Raw genomic sequence first — 17,660 nt, forward strand, 5'->3', positions numbered from 1 at the left:
TGGGGTGGGAGGGGTCAGTGGTCGGCGGCGGCGAGCTCGTCCTCGACGGCCCCGCGCAGCCGCTCCTCGATGTCCTCCACGCCGATCTGCTGGAGGATCTCGAAGAGGAAGCCGCGGACCACGAGCCGGCGCGCCTCGTCCTCGGGGATGCCCCGGGACATGAGGTAGTACAGGTGCTCGTCGTCCAGCTGCCCCGTGGTGGAGGCGTGGCCGGCGCCGGCGATCAGGCCGGTCTCGATCTCGAGGTTGGGCACCGAGTCCATGCGGGGCCCGTCGCCGAGGATGAGGTTGCGGTTGAGCTCGTAGGTGTCGGTGCCCTCCGCGGCGGCGCGGATGAGGACGTCGCCGACCCACACCCCGTGGGCGTTCTCGCCCTGCAGCGCGGACTTGTAGGTCACCCGCGAGGTGCAGTGCGGCTGCGCGTGGTCCACGAGCAGGCGGGACTCGAGGTGCTGGCCGGCGTCCACGAAGGTCAGCCCGTACATCTCCACCGAGGCGCCGGGGGCGTCGAAGCGGGTGGAGGGGGTCACGCGCACGAGGTCGCCGCCGAGGGAGACGAGCACGTGCTTGAAGTGGGCGCCGCGGCCCAGGCGGGCGTGCTGCGCGGAGGCGTGCACGGCGTCGTCGTCCCACTCCTGGAGGGTCACGACGGTGAGGTTCGCGGACTCGCCCACCCGGAACTCGACGTTCTGCGAGAGCACGGCGGAGCCGTGGTGGCGCAGGACCACGAGCGCCCGGGAGAACGCCTCCGCCTCGATGACGAGGTGCTGGGCGGCGGCGCCGTCCCCGGCCCCCTCGACGTCGACGAGCACGGGGCTCTCCAGCTCGGCCTCGCGGGGCACGGTCACGACCGTGGCCTCGCGGAAGCTGCTCCAGGCGTTGGCGGCCAGCCGGTCCTCGGGGATGCCCGCGGAGCCGATCCGGGCGTCGTCGCGGCCGACGGTCTCCGTGCGCACGGGCGCGGGGGCCTCGACGCGCACGGCCGGGGCGGGCCCGGTCAGCTCGTCGGTGTGCAGCCCGCGCAGGCGCTTGAGCGGGGTGAACCGGAAGTCCTCCTCCTTGCCGGTCAGCGGCGCGAAGTCGGCGACGTCGTAGGACGCGAAGCGCTCGCCGCGCGAGGCGGCGGGGGCCTCGCGCTGGGTCTGGCCCGTGCGCTCGTCCTGGTCGGCGAGCTTCTCGCCCTCCTGGTCCATCCCGGGGATGGCCACGCGGCGGTCGCCGGTGGGCACCCCGCCCACGCTCTCGCCCACGGCGTCCTTGGCCTTCTCGGTCACGGTCCCGGCGAGGCCGGCGGCCTTCTCGGCGACCGCGGTCGCCGCGGAGGTCGCGGCCTCGGCCGCGTCGCGCATCGTTTCGTTCAGCTTCGACATGTCAGCCAACGGATCCTTCCATCTGCAGTTCGATGAGGCGGTTCAGTTCCAGCGCGTACTCCATGGGCAGCTCGCGGGCGATCGGCTCGACGAAGCCGCGCACGATCATCGCCATCGCCTCGTCCTCGGCCAGGCCGCGCTGCATGAGGTAGAACAGCTGCTCCTCGGACACGCGCGAGACGGTCGCCTCGTGGCCCATCGACACGTCGTCCTCGCGGATGTCGACGTAGGGGTAGGTGTCGGAGCGGGAGATCGTGTCCACCAGCAGGGCGTCGCAGACCACGTTGGACTTCGCGTTCTTCGCGCCCTCGCGCACCTGCACGAGACCGCGGTACGCAGAGCGCCCGCCGTTGCGGGCCACGGACTTCGAGACGATCGACGACGACGTGTTCGGCGCGATGTGCACCATCTTCGACCCGGTGTCCTGGTGCTGGCCCTCGCCGGCGAAGGCGATCGAGAGGGTCTCGCCGCGGGCGTGCTCGCCGGTCATGTAGACGGCCGGGTACTTCTGGGTGACCTTCGAGCCGATGTTGCCGTCGATCCACTCCATGGTGGCGCCCTCGTGGGCGATCGCGCGCTTGGTGACGAGGTTGTACACGTTGTTCGACCAGTTCTGGATGGTCGTGTAGCGCACGCGGGCGTTCTTCTTGACGATGATCTCGACGACGGCGGAGTGCAGCGAGTCGGTCTTGTAGATCGGCGCGGTGCAGCCCTCGATGTAGTGGACGTAGGAGTCCTCGTCGGCGATGATCAGCGTCCGCTCGAACTGGCCCATGTTCTCGGTGTTGATCCGGAAGTAGGCCTGCAGCGGGATCTCGACGTGCACGCCCTTGGGGACGTAGACGAAGGAGCCGCCGGACCACACGGCGGTGTTCAGCGCGGCGAACTTGTTGTCGCCCACGGGGATGACCGTGCCGAAGTACTCCTCGAAGAACTCCGGGTGCTCCTTGAGGGCGGTGTCGGTGTCCATGAAGATCACGCCCTGGGCCTCGAGGTCCTCGCGGATCTGGTGGTAGACGACCTCGGACTCGTACTGGGCGGCGACGCCGGCGACGAGGCGGCCGCGCTCGGCCTCGGGGATGCCGAGCTTCTCGTAGGTGTTGCGGATGTCCTCCGGCAGGTCCTCCCAGGTCTGGGCCTGCTTCTCGGTGGAGCGCACGAAGTACTTGATGTTGTCGAAGTCGATCCCGGACAGGTCGGCGCCCCAGGTGGGCATGGGCTTGCGCTCGAAGAACTTCAGGGCCTTCAGGCGCAGCTTCGTCATCCACTCCGGTTCGCTCTTCTTCGCGGAGATGTCCTTGACGACGTCCTCGTTGATGCCGCGGCGGGCGGTGGCGCCGGCGGTGTCGGTGTCGGCCCAGCCGTACTCGTAGGTGCCGATGCCCTCGAGCTCCGGGTTCTTCTCCAGGATGTCGGTGATGACGGTGTCGTTGCCGCGGGCGATCTGTTCAGTCATGACGGCCTTCCTTGCTGGTGTGGTCCGTGGTCTGGTCTGCGGGTGTCGGGGGCGCCGCCCCGGCGGCGGGCCGGGGAGCGGGCCGGGCGAGGGGCACGTGGGTCGTGCACACGTGCGCGCCGGCGGCCTGGGTGGAGAGCCGGCGCACGTCGGTGCCGAGCAGCCGGGCGATCAGGTCGGTCTCGAGCTCGCAGAACTGCGGGTAGCGGGCGGCGAGCTCGCGGACCGGGCAGTGGCCCTGGCACAGCTGGGCGGAGACGATGGTGCGCCGCTCCCCCTGCCCCACGGCCACCTCGTTGGTGGAGGCGGCGAAGCCGTCCTCGCTCAGCAGCTGCACGAGCACGGGCAGGCGCTCGGCGACCTCGTCCCCGGCGGCCTCCACGCGGGGCCGGTAGGCGGCCTCGAGCCGGTCCACGCGCTCCTGGATGAAGGCGCGCACGGCGTCGGGGCCGGCGACGCGGCGGATCGTCTCGAGGGCGTCGGTGGCGATCTCGAGGTAGTCGTCGCCCAGCTTCGCGTGGCCCTCGGGGGCGACGACGTAGCGGCGGGCGGGCCGGCCGGCGCCGCCGGTGCGGCGGCGGACCATGGTGACCTCGATGTAGTGCTGCTGCTCGAGCGCGTCCAGGTGCCGGCGGACGGCGGCAGGGGTCAGGTCGAGCATCTCCCCGAGGTCGGCGGCCGAGACCGGCCCGTGCTCCAGCACGGCGCCGAGCACGCGCGAGCGGGTGTTCTCCTCCTCCGCGCGGGGCCCGGAGCGGCCGGGGCTCCGGACGTCCGTGGAGTGGGTCATGGTCGAACCGTGTCTTCCTTGCTCGGGGGTGGTCGCGGGGCCGCGGGCGGCCGGCGACGGTGCGGCACCACAGGGTGCTCAATACACAACCAGATCATGTCGTAATTTCTTCCGGCCCCGCCAGTAAGCCGCACCTAAGCGGCTCCGGGGCGGAAATTCCGACCTACTCATAATAACGGGTGGGAGCGCCGGGGCCAAGGGCCGGGCCCGGCGCGCCGCCACTACACTGGTCCGGTGCCCGTCCAGAACTCCCCCGCGCCCCCGGCCGCCCCCGCCCTGTCGATCGAGCGGCTCGTCAAGCACTTCCCCGCCCGCCGCCGCGGGAGCGGCACGGCCGCGGGCGACGCGGTGCGCGCCGTGGACGGGCTCTCCCTCACCGCCCGCCACGGCGAGGTCACGGCCCTGCTGGGACCCAACGGCGCGGGCAAGACCACGACCCTCGAGTGCGCCCAGGGCCTGCAGCGACCCGACGCCGGGACCGTGCGACTGCTCGGCCAGGACCCGTGGCGGGCCTCCCCCGCGCTGCGCGCCCGCGTGGGCGTGATGCTCCAGGACGGCGGCCTGCCGCAGGCCGTGCGCCCCCTCGAGCTGCTGCGCCACGTCTGCGCCCTCCACCGCAGCCCCCGCGACATGGACGAGCTGGTCGAGCGGCTGGGCATCGCGGCCTTCGACCGCACCGTGGTGCGGCGGCTCTCCGGCGGGCAGCGCCAGCGCCTGGCGCTCGCGGCCGCCCTGGCCGGGGACCCGGAGGTCGTCTTCCTCGACGAGCCCTCCGCCGGGCTGGACCCGCAGTCGCGCCACATCGTCTTCGACCTGATCGACCAGCTGCGCCGCGAGGGCCGCTGCATCATCCTCACGACCCACCTGCTCGACGACGCCCAGCGACTGGCCGACCGGGTCTGCATCGTCGACCACGGCCGGGTCATGGCCGAGGGCTCCGTGGCCGAGCTCGTCGCCCCCGGCGCGGACGCCCCCTCCGTCCTGGAGCTCGTCCTGGCCCCCGCCCAGCTCGAGGCCCGCCCGTTCCCGTGGGAGGCCCCCGAGTTCGCCGCCGTGCGCGTGGGCCGCGCCGAGCGGACCGTGACGCTCTCCGGTCCGCTCACCCCGCCCCTGCTCGAGGCCGTGACCCGGTGGATCGGCACCACCGGGACGATGCCCGAGGCCCTGTCCCTCCAGCCCCGCACCCTCGAGGACGTGTTCCTCGAGATCTCCGGACGGGAGATCCGATGACGACGACCGCCTCCGCCCCCGCCCCGCTGCTGCGCCGCGTGGCAGCCCAGGCCCGCTTCGAGACCGTCGCGATGCTGCGCAACGGCGAGCAGCTGCTGCTGCTGGTCGTGCTGCCCCTGATGGGCCTCGTCGGGCTGAGCCTGACCGGCATGCTCGACGCCGTGGTCCCGCCCGGGGCCGAGCGCGTGGACGTGGCCGTGCCGGGCGTGCTCGCGCTGTGCGTGCTCTCCAACGCCTTCTCCGGCCAGGGCATCCAGACCGGCTTCGACCGCCGCTACGGGGTGCTGCGACTGCTCTCCACCACACCGCTGGGCCGCGGCGGGCTGATCGCCGGGAAGCTGCTGGCCGTGCTGGCCGTGCTCGCGGTGCAGTACGTGCTCGTGGCCACCGTGGGCGCCGCGCTCGGGTGGCGGCCCGGGGTGCTCGCCGTGCTCGTCTCGGTGCCGGTGCTGCTGCTGGGCGCCGCGGCGTTCACCGGGCTCGGACTGCTGCTCGCCGGCACCGTGCGCGCCGAGGCCACGCTGGCCGTGACCAACCTCGTGTGGGTGCTGCTCGCGGCGGTCGGCGGCACCCTGTTCCCGGCCGGTACGCTCCCGGAGGGCCCCGCCTGGCTCGTGGGCCTGCTCCCCTCGGGCGCCCTGGGCCAGGCCCTGCGCGAGACGTTCCTCACCGGCGCCCCGCACCCGCTGCCGCTGCTCGTGCTGGCCGTGTGGGCCGCGGGGGCGTGGGCGGGCGCCGTGCGCTGGTTCCGCTGGAGCTGAGCCGCGCACCGGCGGCACCCGGGCGCCGGGAGCCCGGATAAACTGGCCTCCAGCCCACCCGCCGATCCGCCCGGAAGTGAGACCATGACCGCCGCCCCCACCGCCACCGGCCCCCGAGCCCTCGGAGGGGTGCTGTCGCCCCGCCGGATCACCCCGTGGGTGCGGGCGCTGGCGCTGGCCTCCCTGCTGGCCAACGCCCTGCTCATCCTCACCGGCGGGCTCGTGCGCCTGACGGGCTCGGGCCTGGGCTGCCCCACGTGGCCGCGCTGCACCGACGAGTCGTGGACGAACACCGCCGAGATGGGCGTGCACGGGATCATCGAGTTCGGCAACCGGCTGCTGACGTTCCTGCTGGCGGCGATCGCCGTGCTGACGTTCCTGGCCGTGTGGCGGCTGCGGGAGCGCCACCGCGACCTCTTCCGGCTGGCGCTGGTGCTGGGCCTGGGCATCCCCCTGCAGGCGGTGGTCGGTGGGATCACCGTGCTCACCGGCCTGAACCCCTGGATCGTGGGCGTGCACTACCTGATCTCGTCGGCGATGATCGCCCTGGCCACCGTGCTGGTCAACCGCACCCGCCGGTACTCCCTGCCCGCCGTGGGCGAGGCCGAGCGTCCGGGGCAGGTCCACGCGCACCGGTCCGCGCTGCGCCGGCTGCTGGGCGCGATCGGCCTGCTGACCCTGCTCGTGCTCTACCTGGGCACCCTCGTGACGGGCACCGGCCCGCACGCCGGGGACGACTCCAGCGCCCGGCACGCCTTCGACGCCTACCTGATCACCCGGGCCCACGCCGTGCCCGTGTACCTGCTCGTCGCCGCGACCGTCGCCGGGCTGGTCCTGGCCCGGCGGCACCGCTGGCCCGTGACCGTGGCCTCCGGGCTCAACGTGGTGCTCGCGGCCCTGGTGCTCCAGGCGCTGATCGGCTACTACCAGTACTTCAACGGCGTCCCGGTCGTGGCCGTGACCCTGCACCTCGTCGGCTCGGCCGTGCTCGTGTGGGCCGTGGCCCGGGTCGTGGAGAAGGGCTTCGCCGTCACGGCCGTCCCCGCGCCGGTGCTCGGCGCCGCCCGGACCGCCGGCGCCTCGCACGGCTGAGGGCGGCACCGTCGGGCCCGGCCACGGTTCCCCGGCGGGTCCTGTGGCCGTGCGCCCGGCGGGGTGCTCAGAACCGCTCCTCGGGCGCCTCGTCCAGGAGCACCTCGACGGCCTCGGCCAGGCGCTGCCGGCCCGCGGAGGGCACCGGCAGCAGGGGCCGCCGCGGCGGGGCGGTGCTGACCCCGCAGACCTCCGCGAGGGCGTAGAGCGAGCTCAGGGGGCGCTCCTGGCGCAGGATCTCCAGCAGCGGGGCCAGGGCCGCCTGCCACGTGCGCGCGGCCTCCTCGTCCCCGGCCAGCACGGCCGCCCGGAACGCCGCGTACTGGCGCGGCAGCACGGCCGCGATGCCCGAGTGCCAGGCCTGGGCGTCGGGGGCGGCCTCGTGCAGCAGCCGCTCCCCGCTGACCCCGTGGACCGTGCCCGGCTCGGCGAGCCGGGCGAAGCGGCGGCGCCGCTCGGCCAGGGCCGCGGGGCCGGTCGCGGTGTCCTTGAACGCCGTGACGTTCTCCAGCCAGGACAGCTCGGCGGCGAGCTCGACCGGGTAGTCGAACCCGGTTGTGGTGGGGTTGTTGTACAGGCACAGCGGCAGGGCCACGGAGGCGGAGACCGTCTCGACCTGGTCGGCGATCTCCTGGGCCACGAGCGGGATGTAGGACAGCGGGTTGAGCACGAGCCCGTCCGCCCCGGCGTTCTCGGCGGCATGGGCGGTCTCGAGGACCTCCCGGGTGGTCATCGCGGAGATGCCCGCGCCGACCGGCACACCGGAGTGCCGGGCGGCGGAGACGGCCACGCGCACCACCTCGGTGCGCTCGTGGAGGCTGAGGTAGGCGAAGCTTCCCGCGGTGCCGAGGACGACGACCTCGTCCACCCCGGCGCGCACGAGCCGGCCCACGTAGCGCTCGAGGGAGCCGAGGTCCAGGTCTCCGCCGGGGGCGAAGGGGGTCACGGGGTACGCGACGAGGCCCCGGAAGGTCATGGTCAGCATGGATCCATCCTAGGACCGGACGTGGCGGGTCCCGGTCCGCGCCGCCCCCGGGGCGGCGGGTGTGCTCAGAGGACGGGGCCGCCGACGAACGGGTCCAGGGCGAGCGCCAGGAAGACCACGGTGATGTAGGCGATCGAGCCGTGGAAGACGTACATGGCCTGCTTGTCGGTGGGCCGCCCGGCCACGGCCAGGGCGTGCAGCTTGTGGCTGTGCCCGGTGAACCAGACGCCGGCGGCGAGGGCCGTGACGGCGTAGACCCAGCCGGCCCCGCCCACGGGAACGAGCAGCAGCGAGCAGATCACCGTGGCCCACGCGTAGAGCACCACCTGGCTGCCGACCGTGCGGGCGCTCGAGACCGCGCCGAGCATCGGCACGCCGGCCCGGGAGTAGTCCTCGGCGTACTTCATGGACAGCGGCCAGTAGTGCGGCGGGGTCCACAGGAAGATGAACAGGAACAGGATCAGCGCGGGCCAGTCGAGCCCGCCCGTGACCGCCGCCCAGCCGATGAGCACGGGCATGCACCCGGCGACCCCGCCCCAGACGATGTTCTGGGCGGTGCGCCGCTTGAGGACGATCGAGTAGAAGACCGCGTAGAGGAAGATCGCCACCGCGCCCAGCAAGGCGGCGAGCGCGTTGACCCCCACGGCCAGCCACACCACGGAGACCGCGGAGAGCACCCATGCGAAGACCAGCGCCTCGCGGTCGGTGACCTCCCCGGTGACCAGCGGCCGCCGGGCGGTCCGCTTCATCACGCGGTCCTCCTCGCGGTCGATGTAGCAGTTGAACGCCCCGGCCGCGCCGGCGGCGAGGGTGCCGCCCACGAGGGTGTTGAGCACGAGCAGGAAGTCGGGCATGCCCTGCTCGGCGAAGATCATGGTGGGGACCGTGGCCACCAGCAGCAGCTCGATGATCCGCGGCTTCATCAGAGCCACGTAGGCCCGCAGCTTCCGGGAGACCGTCATCCGCCCCTCGTACCGCGGGCCCGGGGCGGTGCCCGTGGTCCCGGCGCCCGGGGTCGTTCGCCCCGCGGGTCCCGACGTCTCGAGGAAGTTCACAGAATCATTGCTCCCGGTTGCGGTGGTTCCCCCCGGCGCCGTGCAGGTGCTCCCGGGCGGGCGGGTCGGCACGGCGGGGGCCGGCGCGCGGTGCGGCGCGGAGGGCGGCGCGGTGGCCGGCCACGGGCGTGCGGGAAAGGTCCCATACAGCATAGCGCGTGCCGGGGGCGACCCGGGCCCCGGCCGGCGCCTCCCGCCCCGGGGCCGGCGGCGGCGCGGGGGCAACCGGCCGCAATCCGCGCCGGCGCCCCGAGGCCGTGACCTAAGCTGGTCCACGGACCGCCGGCCCGCGCCGGCAGGTGCTGCGCACGGCAGCCGATCCCAGCAGAAAGGGCCTGATGCACGTGACCGACCTTCCTGAGAAGCTGATCTGGACCGAGCGGGACCAGCGCGCGGTGGACACCGTCCGCGTGCTGGCCGCGGATGCCGTGGAGAAGGTGGGCAACGGGCATCCGGGCACGGCGATGTCCTTGGCCCCGGCGGCGTACCTGCTGTTCCAGAAGGTCATGCGCCACGACCCGGCCGATGACCGGTGGACGGGCCGGGACCGGTTCATCCTCTCCCCCGGGCACACCTCCCTGACGCTGTACCTGCAGCTGTTCCTGGCGGGCTACGGCATGGAGCTGGAGGACATCAAGTCCCTGCGGACCTGGGGCTCGAAGACCCCGGGCCACCCGGAGTACCGGCACACCACCGGGGTGGAGATCACCACGGGCCCGCTGGGCCAGGGCCTGGCCTCGGCGGTGGGCTTCGCCTACGCCCAGCGCTACACCCGGGGCCTGTTCGACCCCGAGGCGGCCCCCGGCACCTCCGTGTTCGATCACACGGTCTACGTGATCGCCTCCGACGGGGACCTGCAGGAGGGGGTGACCTCCGAGGCGTCCTCGCTGGCCGGGGTGCAGGAGCTGGGCAACCTCGTGGTGATCTACGACGACAACCACATCTCCATCGAGGACGACACCGACGTGGCCTTCACCGAGGACGTCCTGGCCCGCTACGCCGCCTACGGGTGGGACGTGGCGAGGGTGGACTGGACGAAGTCCGGGGACTACGTCGAGGACGTCGAGGAGCTCTACGCGGCGATCAGGGCGGCGAAGGCCGAGACGGCCAAGCCCTCGCTGATCGCCCTGCGCACGATCATCGGCTGGCCGGCCCCGAGCAAGCAGAACACCGGGGGCATCCACGGGTCCAAGCTGGGTGCGGAGGAGGTCGCGGCGACCAAGGAGGTCCTCGGCTTCGACCCGCAGGCGTCCTTCGTGGTGGAGGACGAGGTCCTGACCCACACCCGCGGGATCGCCGACCGGATGAAGGAGGTGCGCGAGGCGTGGGAGCAGGACTTCCAGCAGTGGCGTCAGGCCCACCCCGACCGTGCTGGCCTCTACGACCGGATCCGCGCCGAGGAGCTGCCCGAGGACTACGCCGACGCGTTCCCGACCTTCGAGGCCGGCAAGGACGTGGCCACCCGGGCCGCGTCGGGGAAGGTGCTCAACGCGATCGCCGACACGTTCCCGGAGCTGTGGGGCGGGTCGGCGGACCTGGCCGGGTCGAACAACACCACCATCGAGACCGCGGCCTCGTTCATCCCCGAGGCCCGCTCCACGGACAAGTGGACCGGCAACCCCTACGGGCGGGTGCTGCACTTCGGGATCCGCGAGCACGCCGCGGCCGCGATCGTCAACGGCATCACCATGTCCTCCCAGACGAGGGCGTTCTCCGGGACGTTCCTGATCTTCTCCGACTACCAGCGCCCGGCCGTGCGCCTGGGCGCGCTGATGAAGGTCCCCTCGATCTACGTGTGGACCCACGACTCCATCGGCCTGGGCGAGGACGGTCCCACCCACCAGCCCGTCGAGCAGCTCTCGGCCCTGCGGGCGATCCCGGGCCTGGACGTGGTCCGGCCCGCCGACGCCAACGAGACCGCGATCGCGTGGCGGACGATGCTGGAGAACCGGCACGGCCCGGCCGGGATCGCCCTGACCCGCCAGAACGTGCCCACCTTCGCCCGGGCCGACCTGCACCCCGACGCCGAGGGCGAGAAGTTCGCCTCGGCCGAAGGGGTGGCCCGCGGCGGCTACGTCCTCGCCGACGCTCCCGAGGGCAGGGACCCGGACGTGGTGCTCATCGGCACCGGCTCCGAGGTCGCCCTGGCCGTGGAAGCCCGCAACCAGCTGGCGGAGCAGGGGATCGCCGCCCGGGTCGTGTCCATGCCCTGCCGGGAGTGGTTCGACGCCCAGGACCCCGCCTACCGCGACTCCGTGCTCCCGGCCGCGGTCAAGGCCCGGGTGTCGGTGGAGGCCGGGATCGCCATGTCCTGGCGCGACCTCCTCGGCGACGCCGGGCGGGCGGTGTCCCTGGAGCACTTCGGGGAGTCGGCCGACTACCAGAGGCTCTACCGCGAGTTCGGCATCACCGCCGAGGCCGTGGCCGCCGCCGCCCAGGAGTCCATCGCCGCCGCCGGCCGCTGAGGCCCGCACCGGTCCCGGGGCGTCCGCGCGGCGCCCCGGGACCACGGCCGCACCGGCCCGGCGGGGACGTCCGCCCGCAGCACCCGCCCCCAGCACCCGAAGAATCCCGAGGAACCGAGGCACCCATGACCACCCCCACCCAGAAGCTCTCCGACGCCGGCGTCTCCATCTGGCTCGACGACCTCTCCCGCCAGCGGCTGCGCTCGGGCGGGCTGCAGGCCCTGATCGAGGAGAAGAACGTGGTCGGCGTCACGACCAACCCCACGATCTTCGCCGCCGCCCTGGCCGCCCACGACGCCTACGAGGAGCAGGTCCAGGAGCTGGCCGCCGCCGGCACCGACGTCGACGAGGCCGTGCTGACCATCACCACCGACGACGTGCGTGAGGCCTGCGACCTCTTCGCCCCGATCGCCGAGGCCACCCAGGGCGTGGACGGGCGGGTCTCGATCGAGGTCGACCCCCGCCTGGCCCAGGACGCCGAGGCCACCGCGGCCATGGCCGCCCGCCTCTCGGCCACGATCGACCGGCCCAACGCCCTGATCAAGATCCCCGCCACCGAGGCCGGGCTGCCCTCGATCACCGCCACCATCGCCGAGGGCATCTCCGTCAACGTCACCCTCATCTTCTCCCTCGAGCGCTACCGGGCGGTCGTCAACGCCTACCTGCTGGGCCTGGAGCAGGCCCTGGAGAACGGCAAGGACCTGTCCGGGATCCACTCCGTGGCCTCCTTCTTCGTCTCCCGCGTGGACACCGAGATCGACAAGCGCCTGGAGGCGATCGGCACCGACGAGGCCGCCGCGCTCAAGGGCAAGGCCGGGCTGGCCAACGCCCGCCTGGCCTACCAGGTCTTCCAGGAGTCCCTCGACACCGAGCGCTGGCGGCGCCTGGCCGCCGCCGGGGCCAACCCCCAGCGCCCGCTGTGGGCCTCCACCGGGGTGAAGGACCCGTCCCTGCCCGACACCCTCTACGTCACCGGCCTGGTCGCCCCGCACACGGTGAACACCATGCCGGAGAAGACCCTCGAGGCCGCCTACGACCACGCCGAGGTCACCGGGGACACCATCACCGGCACCTACGCCCAGTCCAACGCCGTGCTCGACGAGATCGCCGGCGTGGGCATCTCCTACGACGAGGTCGTCGCCCAGCTCGAGACCGAGGGCCTGTCCAAGTTCGAGGACTCCTGGGCGGAGCTGCTCCAGACCGTGCGCACCGCCCTCGACAACGCCCGCTGACCCGCACCGGCCGGCGGCGCGCCGGCACCCGGCCCCGTCCCGGCCCGGGACGGGGCCGCACCGACCCCGAGGAGAGCCCATGAGTTCCCTGACCGTCCAGACCTCCGGCGCGGCCCGCGAGGCCGTCGACCGCCACGTGCCCGCCCTCGTCGCCGACGGCTTCGCGGGCAAGCTCTTCGCCCAGGACCCCACCCTGTGGGGGGCCGCCGCGGAGGAGGAGTCCGCCAAGCGCCTCGGGTGGGTGGAGGCCGCCGAGGTCTCGCGCCCGCTGGTGCCCGAGATCACCGCCCTGCGCGAGGAGCTCGCCGCCGAGGGCGTGGACCGCTTCGTGCTCGCGGGCATGGGCGGGTCCTCGCTGGCCCCCGAGGTGATCACCCGGACCGCGGGCGTGGAGCTGTTCGTGCTCGACTCCACCGACCCGGAGATGGTCGCCGCCGCCCTGGCCGACCGGCTGGAGCGGACCGCGATCGTGGTCTCCTCCAAGTCCGGCTCGACCGTGGAGACCGACTCGGCCCGGCGCGCCTTCGCCCGGGCCTTCGAGCAGGCGGGCATCGACGCCGCCTCCCGGATCGTCGTCGTCACCGACCCCGGCTCACCCATGGAGGCCTCGGCCCGGGAGGCCGGCTACCGCCGCGTCTTCACCGCCGACCCGACCGTGGGCGGGCGCTTCTCGGCGCTGACCGCGTTCGGGCTGGTCCCCGCGGGCCTGGCCGGCGTGGACGTCGCCGCCCTGCTCGACGACGCCGACGAGGCGGCGGAGGTCCTGCGCGAGGACGCCGAGGACAACCCCGGCCTGCACCTGGGCGCCGCCCTGGGCGGGACCGAGCCGCTGCGCAACAAGCTCGTGCTGCGCGACCTCGGCTCGGGCATCGCCGGCTTCGCCGACTGGGCCGAGCAGCTGATCGCCGAGTCCACCGGCAAGGAGGGCACCGGGCTGCTGCCCGTCGTCGTCGGCGCGGGCGGGGCCCCGGAGGCGGGGGCCCCGGACGTGCTCGTGGTCGACCTCGTCGCCGCCGACGCCGAGGACGCCCCGGAGGGCGACGCCGTGCGCGTGGGCGGGTCCCTGGGCGCGCAGCTGCTGCTGTGGGAGGTCGCCACCGCGGTCGCCGGCCGGCTGCTCGGGATCAACCCCTACGACCAGCCCGACGTCGAGTCCGCCAAGACCGCCACGCGCGCCCTGCTCGAGGCGAAGCCGGAGCCCACGGCGCCGGAGGCGGTCGACGGTGCGGTGGAGATCCGCGGCGACGCGCAGCTGCTGCGCGGGGCCACGACCGTCGAGCAGGCCCTGCGCCACCTGCTGGAGGCCCTTCCCGGCTCCGGCTACGTGGCGGTGCAGGCCTACTTCGACCGGCTCTCGTGGGCCGAGCTGGAGCAGGTGCGCCCGCTGCTGGCCCGCGCCACGGGCCGGCCCACGACCTTCGGGTGGGGCCCCCGGTTCCTGCACTCCACCGGTCAGTACCACAAGGGCGGGCCCGCCGAGGGCGTGTACCTTCAGGTCACCGCCGCCTCGGACACCGACCTGGAGATCCCCGACAGCCCGTTCAGCTTCGGCGAGCTGATCTCCGCGCAGGCCGACGGCGACGCCCAGGTGCTCGCCGACCACGGCCGCCCGGTCCTGCGCCTGCGCCTGACCGACCGGGCCGAGGGCGTGCGCCAGCTGGTGCGCGCCGTGGAGGCCCTGGCGGGCTGAGCCCGCCCGGCTGGGAGGAGCGCCCCGCGCTCCCCTAGACTGGGGGGACGCCACGGTCGGCGCGGGCTCGCCCGCGCCGACCGTTCCCGCGTGCAGGCCCCCCGGCCCCGGTCCCCCGGGACGCGCCGGGACGGAAAGGAGATCCGTTGCCAGACAAGTTCGCCCGCAATCCCCTGCGGGACCGGAGGGACCGGCGGCTCGTGCGCGTCGCCGCGCCGTCGGCGCTCGTGCTGTTCGGCGTCACCGGCGACCTCGCGAAGAAGAAGCTGCTGCCGGCGATGTACGACCTCGCCAACCGCGGCCTGCTCCCGCCCTCGTTCGCCGTCGTCGGCTTCGGCCGGCGGGAGTGGGCCCACGACGACTTCCGCGCCGTGGTGCGCGAGTCCGTCGAGGCCCACGCCCGCACCCCGTTCCGGGAGGACGTCTGGCGCCAGTTCGCGACCGGGATCCGGTTCGTGCGCGGGGAGTTCGACGACGACCGCGCCTACGAGTCCCTGAAGGCGACGCTCAAGGAGCTCGACGTCCACTACGGGACCCGCGGCAACCACGCCTTCTACCTCTCGATCCCGCCCAAGGCCTTCGAGACCGTGTGCCAGCAGCTGGCCGACCACGGCCTCGCCGACCACGAGAACGCCTCCGGCTGGCGGCGGGTGGTGATCGAGAAGCCCTTCGGCCACGACCTCGAGTCCGCCGCCGAGCTCAACGCCATCGTCGAGCGGGTCTTCCCCGCCGACTGCGTGTTCCGCATCGACCACTACCTGGGCAAGGAGACGGTGCAGAACATCCTGGCGCTGCGCTTCGCCAACCAGATGTTCGAGCCGCTGTGGAACAACCGGTTCGTGGACCACGTGCAGATCACCATGGCCGAGGACATCGGCATCGGCTCCCGGGCCGGCTACTACGACGGCGTGGGCGCGGCCCGCGACGTGATCCAGAACCACCTGCTGCAGCTGCTGGCGCTCACCGCGATGGAGGAGCCGCTGTCCTTCGAGGCCCACCACATGCGCGCCGAGAAGGCGAAGGTGCTGGCCTCCGTCGTCGTCCCCGAGGACCTCGCCGCGTACTCCGCGCTCGGCCAGTACGCGGCCGGGCTGCAGGGCGGCCAGCAGGTGCGCGGCTTCCACGAGGAGCAGGACATCCCGGCCGACTCCCGCACCGAGACCTACGCCGCGCTGCGCCTGGACATCAACAACCGGCGCTGGGCCGGGGTGCCGTTCTACCTGCGGGCCGGCAAGCGCCTGGGCCGGCGGGTGACCGAGGTCGCGGTGCAGCTCAAGCGCTCCCCCAACCTGCTCTTCGGCGACAACGGGCACGAGGACCTCGGGCGCAACGTGATCGTGGTCCGGATCCAGCCCGACGAGGGCGTGACGATCCGGCTGGGCTCCAAGGTCCCCGGCACCCAGTCCGAGATCCGCGACGTGACCATGGACTTCGGCTACGGGCACTCGTTCACCGAGTCCAGCCCCGAGGCCTACGAGCGGCTGATCCTCGACGTGCTCCTCGGGGAGCCGCCCCTGTTCCCGGACCACGAGGAGGTCGAGCTGTCCTGGCGGATCCTCGACCCCTTCGAGCAGTGCTGGCAGGAGCAGGGGATCGTGCCGGAGTCCTACGCCCCCGGCTCGTGGGGGCCCGCCGGGGCGGACGCGCTCCTGGCCCGCGACGGACGCGTCTGGAGGCGACCGTGATCGTATCGATGGAGAACACCACCACCTCCGCCATCGACAAGAAGCTGCACCAGCTGCGCGACCAGCACGGGGTGGTGACCCTCGGGCGCGTGCTGACGCTGGTGGTGCTCGCCCAGGCGGGCCACTCCGAGGCGGCCCTGGAGGCGGCGAACTTCGCCAGCCACGAGCACCCGTGCCGGATCATCGTGCACGTGGCCCACGCCTCCTCGGAGGACACCCGCCTCGACGCGCAGCTGCGCATGGGCGGGGACGCCGGGGCCTCGGAGGTGATCGTCCTGCACGGCTACGGCGCGCTCGCCGAGCCCACCGAGACGCTGTTCTCGGCGCTGCTGCTGCCCGACGCCCCGATCGTGGTGTGGTGGGCCCACCGGGTCCCCGACACGTCCCCGACGACGTCCTCGATCGCGGGCATCGCCCACCGGCGGATCACGGACGCCGCCCGCCACGAGGACGCCTGGGCGGCCCTGCACGACCTCGGCTCCCGCTACGTGCCCGGCGACACCGACCTGGCCTGGACCCGGATCACCAACTGGCGGATCCAGCTCGCGGCGGTCCTGGACCAGGCGGGCCCGGCCCCCGTGCGCGAGGTCGTCGTCGAGGGCTCCGGGCGCTCCCCCAGCGTCGTGCTCCTCGGCGCGTGGCTGGGCACCCGCCTGGACGCCGAGGTCTCGTTCCTCGACTCCCCCGGCAACCGGCGGCTGCACCGGGTGGTGCTGGTGCGCGACGACGGCGAGATCGCCCTCGAGCGCCCGGGCCGCAGCGTCGCCGTGCTGCGCCAGCCGGGCCAGCCGGACCAGCAGGTCGCGATGCCGGTGCGGGACCTCAACGCGTGCCTGGCCGAGGAGCTGCGCCGGCTCGACCCGGACGAGGTCTACGGCGAGGTGCTCACCACGGGCCTGCGCGACGTGCGCGTGGCGCGCGTGGTGGACTCCTCCGGGGAGCTCTCCCCCGGCGCGGCGGCCTTCCTGGCCGCCCACGGCGGGGGCCGCGAGCAGCCGGCGGCCGTGCCCGCGGCCGCCCCCGGCGACGCCGGGACGGACGCCCCCGCCGCCCCCGAGACCGAGACCCGAGGAGGAACACCGTGAGCGAGCCCGAGACCGTCGTCCACCCCGACGCCCCGACCCTGGCCGAGGCGACCGCCGGGCGGGTGCTCGACGTGCTGGCCGCGGCCCAGGAGGAGCGCGGGGAGGCCTGCGTCGTGCTGACCGGCGGGGGCATGGGCACCGCGGTGCTCGCCGCCGTGGCCGCCTCCCCGGGCCGCTCGGCCGTGGACTGGTCCCGGGTCGACGTCTGGTGGTCCGACGAGCGCTTCACCGAGGGGGCCGGCGCGGAGCGCAACTGCGTCCAGGCCGCCGGGGCCGTGGGCGGGGCGCTCGCCCTGGACCCGGACCGGGTGCACTGCATGGGTTCCGCCGACGACTTCGCGTCCCCGGAGGAGGCCGCCGAGGACTACCTGCGGGAGCTGGCGGCGGCCGCAGCGCGCGAGGGCCGCGACGGGCCCCTCCCCCGCTTCGACCTCTCCCTGCTGGGCCTGGGCCCGGACGGGCACGTGGCCTCCCTGTTCCCGGGCCTCCCGCACGTGCACGAGGAGCGGGCCACGGTGCTCGGGGTGCGGGACTCGCCCAAGCCGCCGCCGCAGCGGGTGAGCATGACGCTGCCGCTGATCAACGCGGCCGAGCGGGTGTGGCTGCTCGTGGCGGGGGCGGAGAAGGCGCAGGCCGTCGCCGCGGTGCGCGCCGGGGCGCCGGTCGGGCGCACCCCCGGGGCCGGGGTCCGGGGCGCGCAGGAGACCCTCCTGCTCCTCGCCCGGGACGCCGCCGGGGCCTGAGCGGCGCCCGCCCGCCGCGGT

At 73.9% G+C, this 17,660-nt stretch carries 14 protein-coding genes; 9 read left to right on the plus strand and 5 right to left on the minus strand.

Going from position 1 to position 17,660, the window contains the following annotated elements; genetic code table 11:
* Positions 1 to 14: 14 nt before the first annotated feature.
* From sufD to LQU92_RS01875, 3 genes are read right to left on the minus strand one after another with little or no spacing between them, the layout of a single operon-like run.
* Positions 15 to 1,370: a Fe-S cluster assembly protein SufD gene (gene sufD / locus LQU92_RS01865; protein WP_374229610.1), complete on the minus strand. Its 1,356-nt coding sequence runs from the start codon at positions 1,368 to 1,370 to the stop codon at positions 15 to 17.
* Position 1,371: 1 nt separating this feature from the next.
* A complete protein-coding gene (gene sufB, locus LQU92_RS01870) occupies positions 1,372 to 2,826 on the minus strand; it encodes a Fe-S cluster assembly protein SufB (RefSeq protein ID WP_058858678.1) in 1,455 nt (484 codons plus the stop codon).
* The gene (locus tag LQU92_RS01875) at positions 2,819 to 3,616 is read right to left on the minus strand and encodes a metalloregulator ArsR/SmtB family transcription factor (RefSeq protein ID WP_101852436.1); all 798 of its coding nucleotides are present in this window, start codon (positions 3,614 to 3,616) and stop codon (positions 2,819 to 2,821) included. Before LQU92_RS01875 ends, sufB begins: the two co-directional genes overlap by 8 nt.
* 234 nt (positions 3,617 to 3,850) lie before the next feature.
* Here LQU92_RS01875 and LQU92_RS01880 point away from each other — a divergent pair, with 234 nt between their 5' ends.
* From LQU92_RS01880 to LQU92_RS01890, 3 genes are all read left to right on the plus strand, one after another.
* Positions 3,851 to 4,846, plus strand: coding sequence for an ABC transporter ATP-binding protein (locus LQU92_RS01880; protein WP_374229611.1), 996 nt, complete (start codon positions 3,851 to 3,853; stop codon positions 4,844 to 4,846).
* Complete coding sequence (locus LQU92_RS01885; protein ID WP_230660271.1) at positions 4,843 to 5,607, plus strand: ABC transporter permease; 765 nt, start codon at positions 4,843 to 4,845, stop codon at positions 5,605 to 5,607. Before LQU92_RS01880 ends, LQU92_RS01885 begins: the two co-directional genes overlap by 4 nt.
* A gap of 84 nt (positions 5,608 to 5,691) precedes the next feature.
* The gene (locus tag LQU92_RS01890) at positions 5,692 to 6,699 is read left to right on the plus strand and encodes a heme A synthase (protein WP_230660274.1); all 1,008 of its coding nucleotides are present in this window, start codon (positions 5,692 to 5,694) and stop codon (positions 6,697 to 6,699) included.
* 67 nt (positions 6,700 to 6,766) lie between these two features.
* On the opposite strand, the gene LQU92_RS01895 is transcribed toward LQU92_RS01890, so the two are convergent.
* Complete coding sequence (locus LQU92_RS01895; protein WP_230660277.1) at positions 6,767 to 7,684, minus strand: dihydrodipicolinate synthase family protein; 918 nt, start codon at positions 7,682 to 7,684, stop codon at positions 6,767 to 6,769.
* A 65-nt stretch (positions 7,685 to 7,749) separates the two neighbouring features.
* Positions 7,750 to 8,646, minus strand: coding sequence for a heme o synthase (locus LQU92_RS01900; protein WP_230660280.1), 897 nt, complete (start codon positions 8,644 to 8,646; stop codon positions 7,750 to 7,752).
* Between the two features lie 431 nt (positions 8,647 to 9,077).
* On the opposite strand from LQU92_RS01900, the gene tkt reads away from it, so the two are divergent.
* The 6 genes from tkt (at position 9,078) to pgl (ending at position 17,639) form a co-directional block, all read left to right on the plus strand.
* Positions 9,078 to 11,204 carry a transketolase gene (tkt, locus tag LQU92_RS01905; protein WP_230660283.1) on the plus strand — a complete coding sequence of 709 codons (2,127 nt, stop codon included), beginning with the start codon at positions 9,078 to 9,080 and terminating at the stop codon, positions 11,202 to 11,204.
* 125 nt (positions 11,205 to 11,329) lie between these two features.
* The gene (gene tal, locus LQU92_RS01910) at positions 11,330 to 12,436 is read left to right on the plus strand and encodes a transaldolase (protein ID WP_230660286.1); all 1,107 of its coding nucleotides are present in this window, start codon (positions 11,330 to 11,332) and stop codon (positions 12,434 to 12,436) included.
* Between the two features lie 79 nt (positions 12,437 to 12,515).
* Positions 12,516 to 14,126, plus strand: coding sequence for a glucose-6-phosphate isomerase (locus LQU92_RS01915; RefSeq protein WP_230660288.1), 1,611 nt, complete (start codon positions 12,516 to 12,518; stop codon positions 14,124 to 14,126).
* A gap of 173 nt (positions 14,127 to 14,299) precedes the next feature.
* On the plus strand, positions 14,300 to 15,811 hold the full coding sequence (gene zwf, locus LQU92_RS01920; RefSeq protein ID WP_230660665.1) for a glucose-6-phosphate dehydrogenase: 1,512 nt from the start codon (positions 14,300 to 14,302) through the stop codon (positions 15,809 to 15,811).
* The gene (locus tag LQU92_RS01925) at positions 15,808 to 16,896 is read left to right on the plus strand and encodes a glucose-6-phosphate dehydrogenase assembly protein OpcA (protein ID WP_230660290.1); all 1,089 of its coding nucleotides are present in this window, start codon (positions 15,808 to 15,810) and stop codon (positions 16,894 to 16,896) included. The genes zwf and LQU92_RS01925 overlap by 4 nt, the downstream gene beginning before the upstream one ends.
* Positions 16,893 to 17,639, plus strand: coding sequence for a 6-phosphogluconolactonase (pgl, locus tag LQU92_RS01930; RefSeq protein WP_230660294.1), 747 nt, complete (start codon positions 16,893 to 16,895; stop codon positions 17,637 to 17,639). The genes LQU92_RS01925 and pgl overlap by 4 nt, the downstream gene beginning before the upstream one ends.
* Positions 17,640 to 17,660: the final 21 nt, after the last annotated feature.

It is taken from the genome of Kocuria sp. LUK (assembly GCF_021012935.1).
GTDB lineage: Bacteria > Actinomycetota > Actinomycetes > Actinomycetales > Micrococcaceae > Kocuria > Kocuria flava.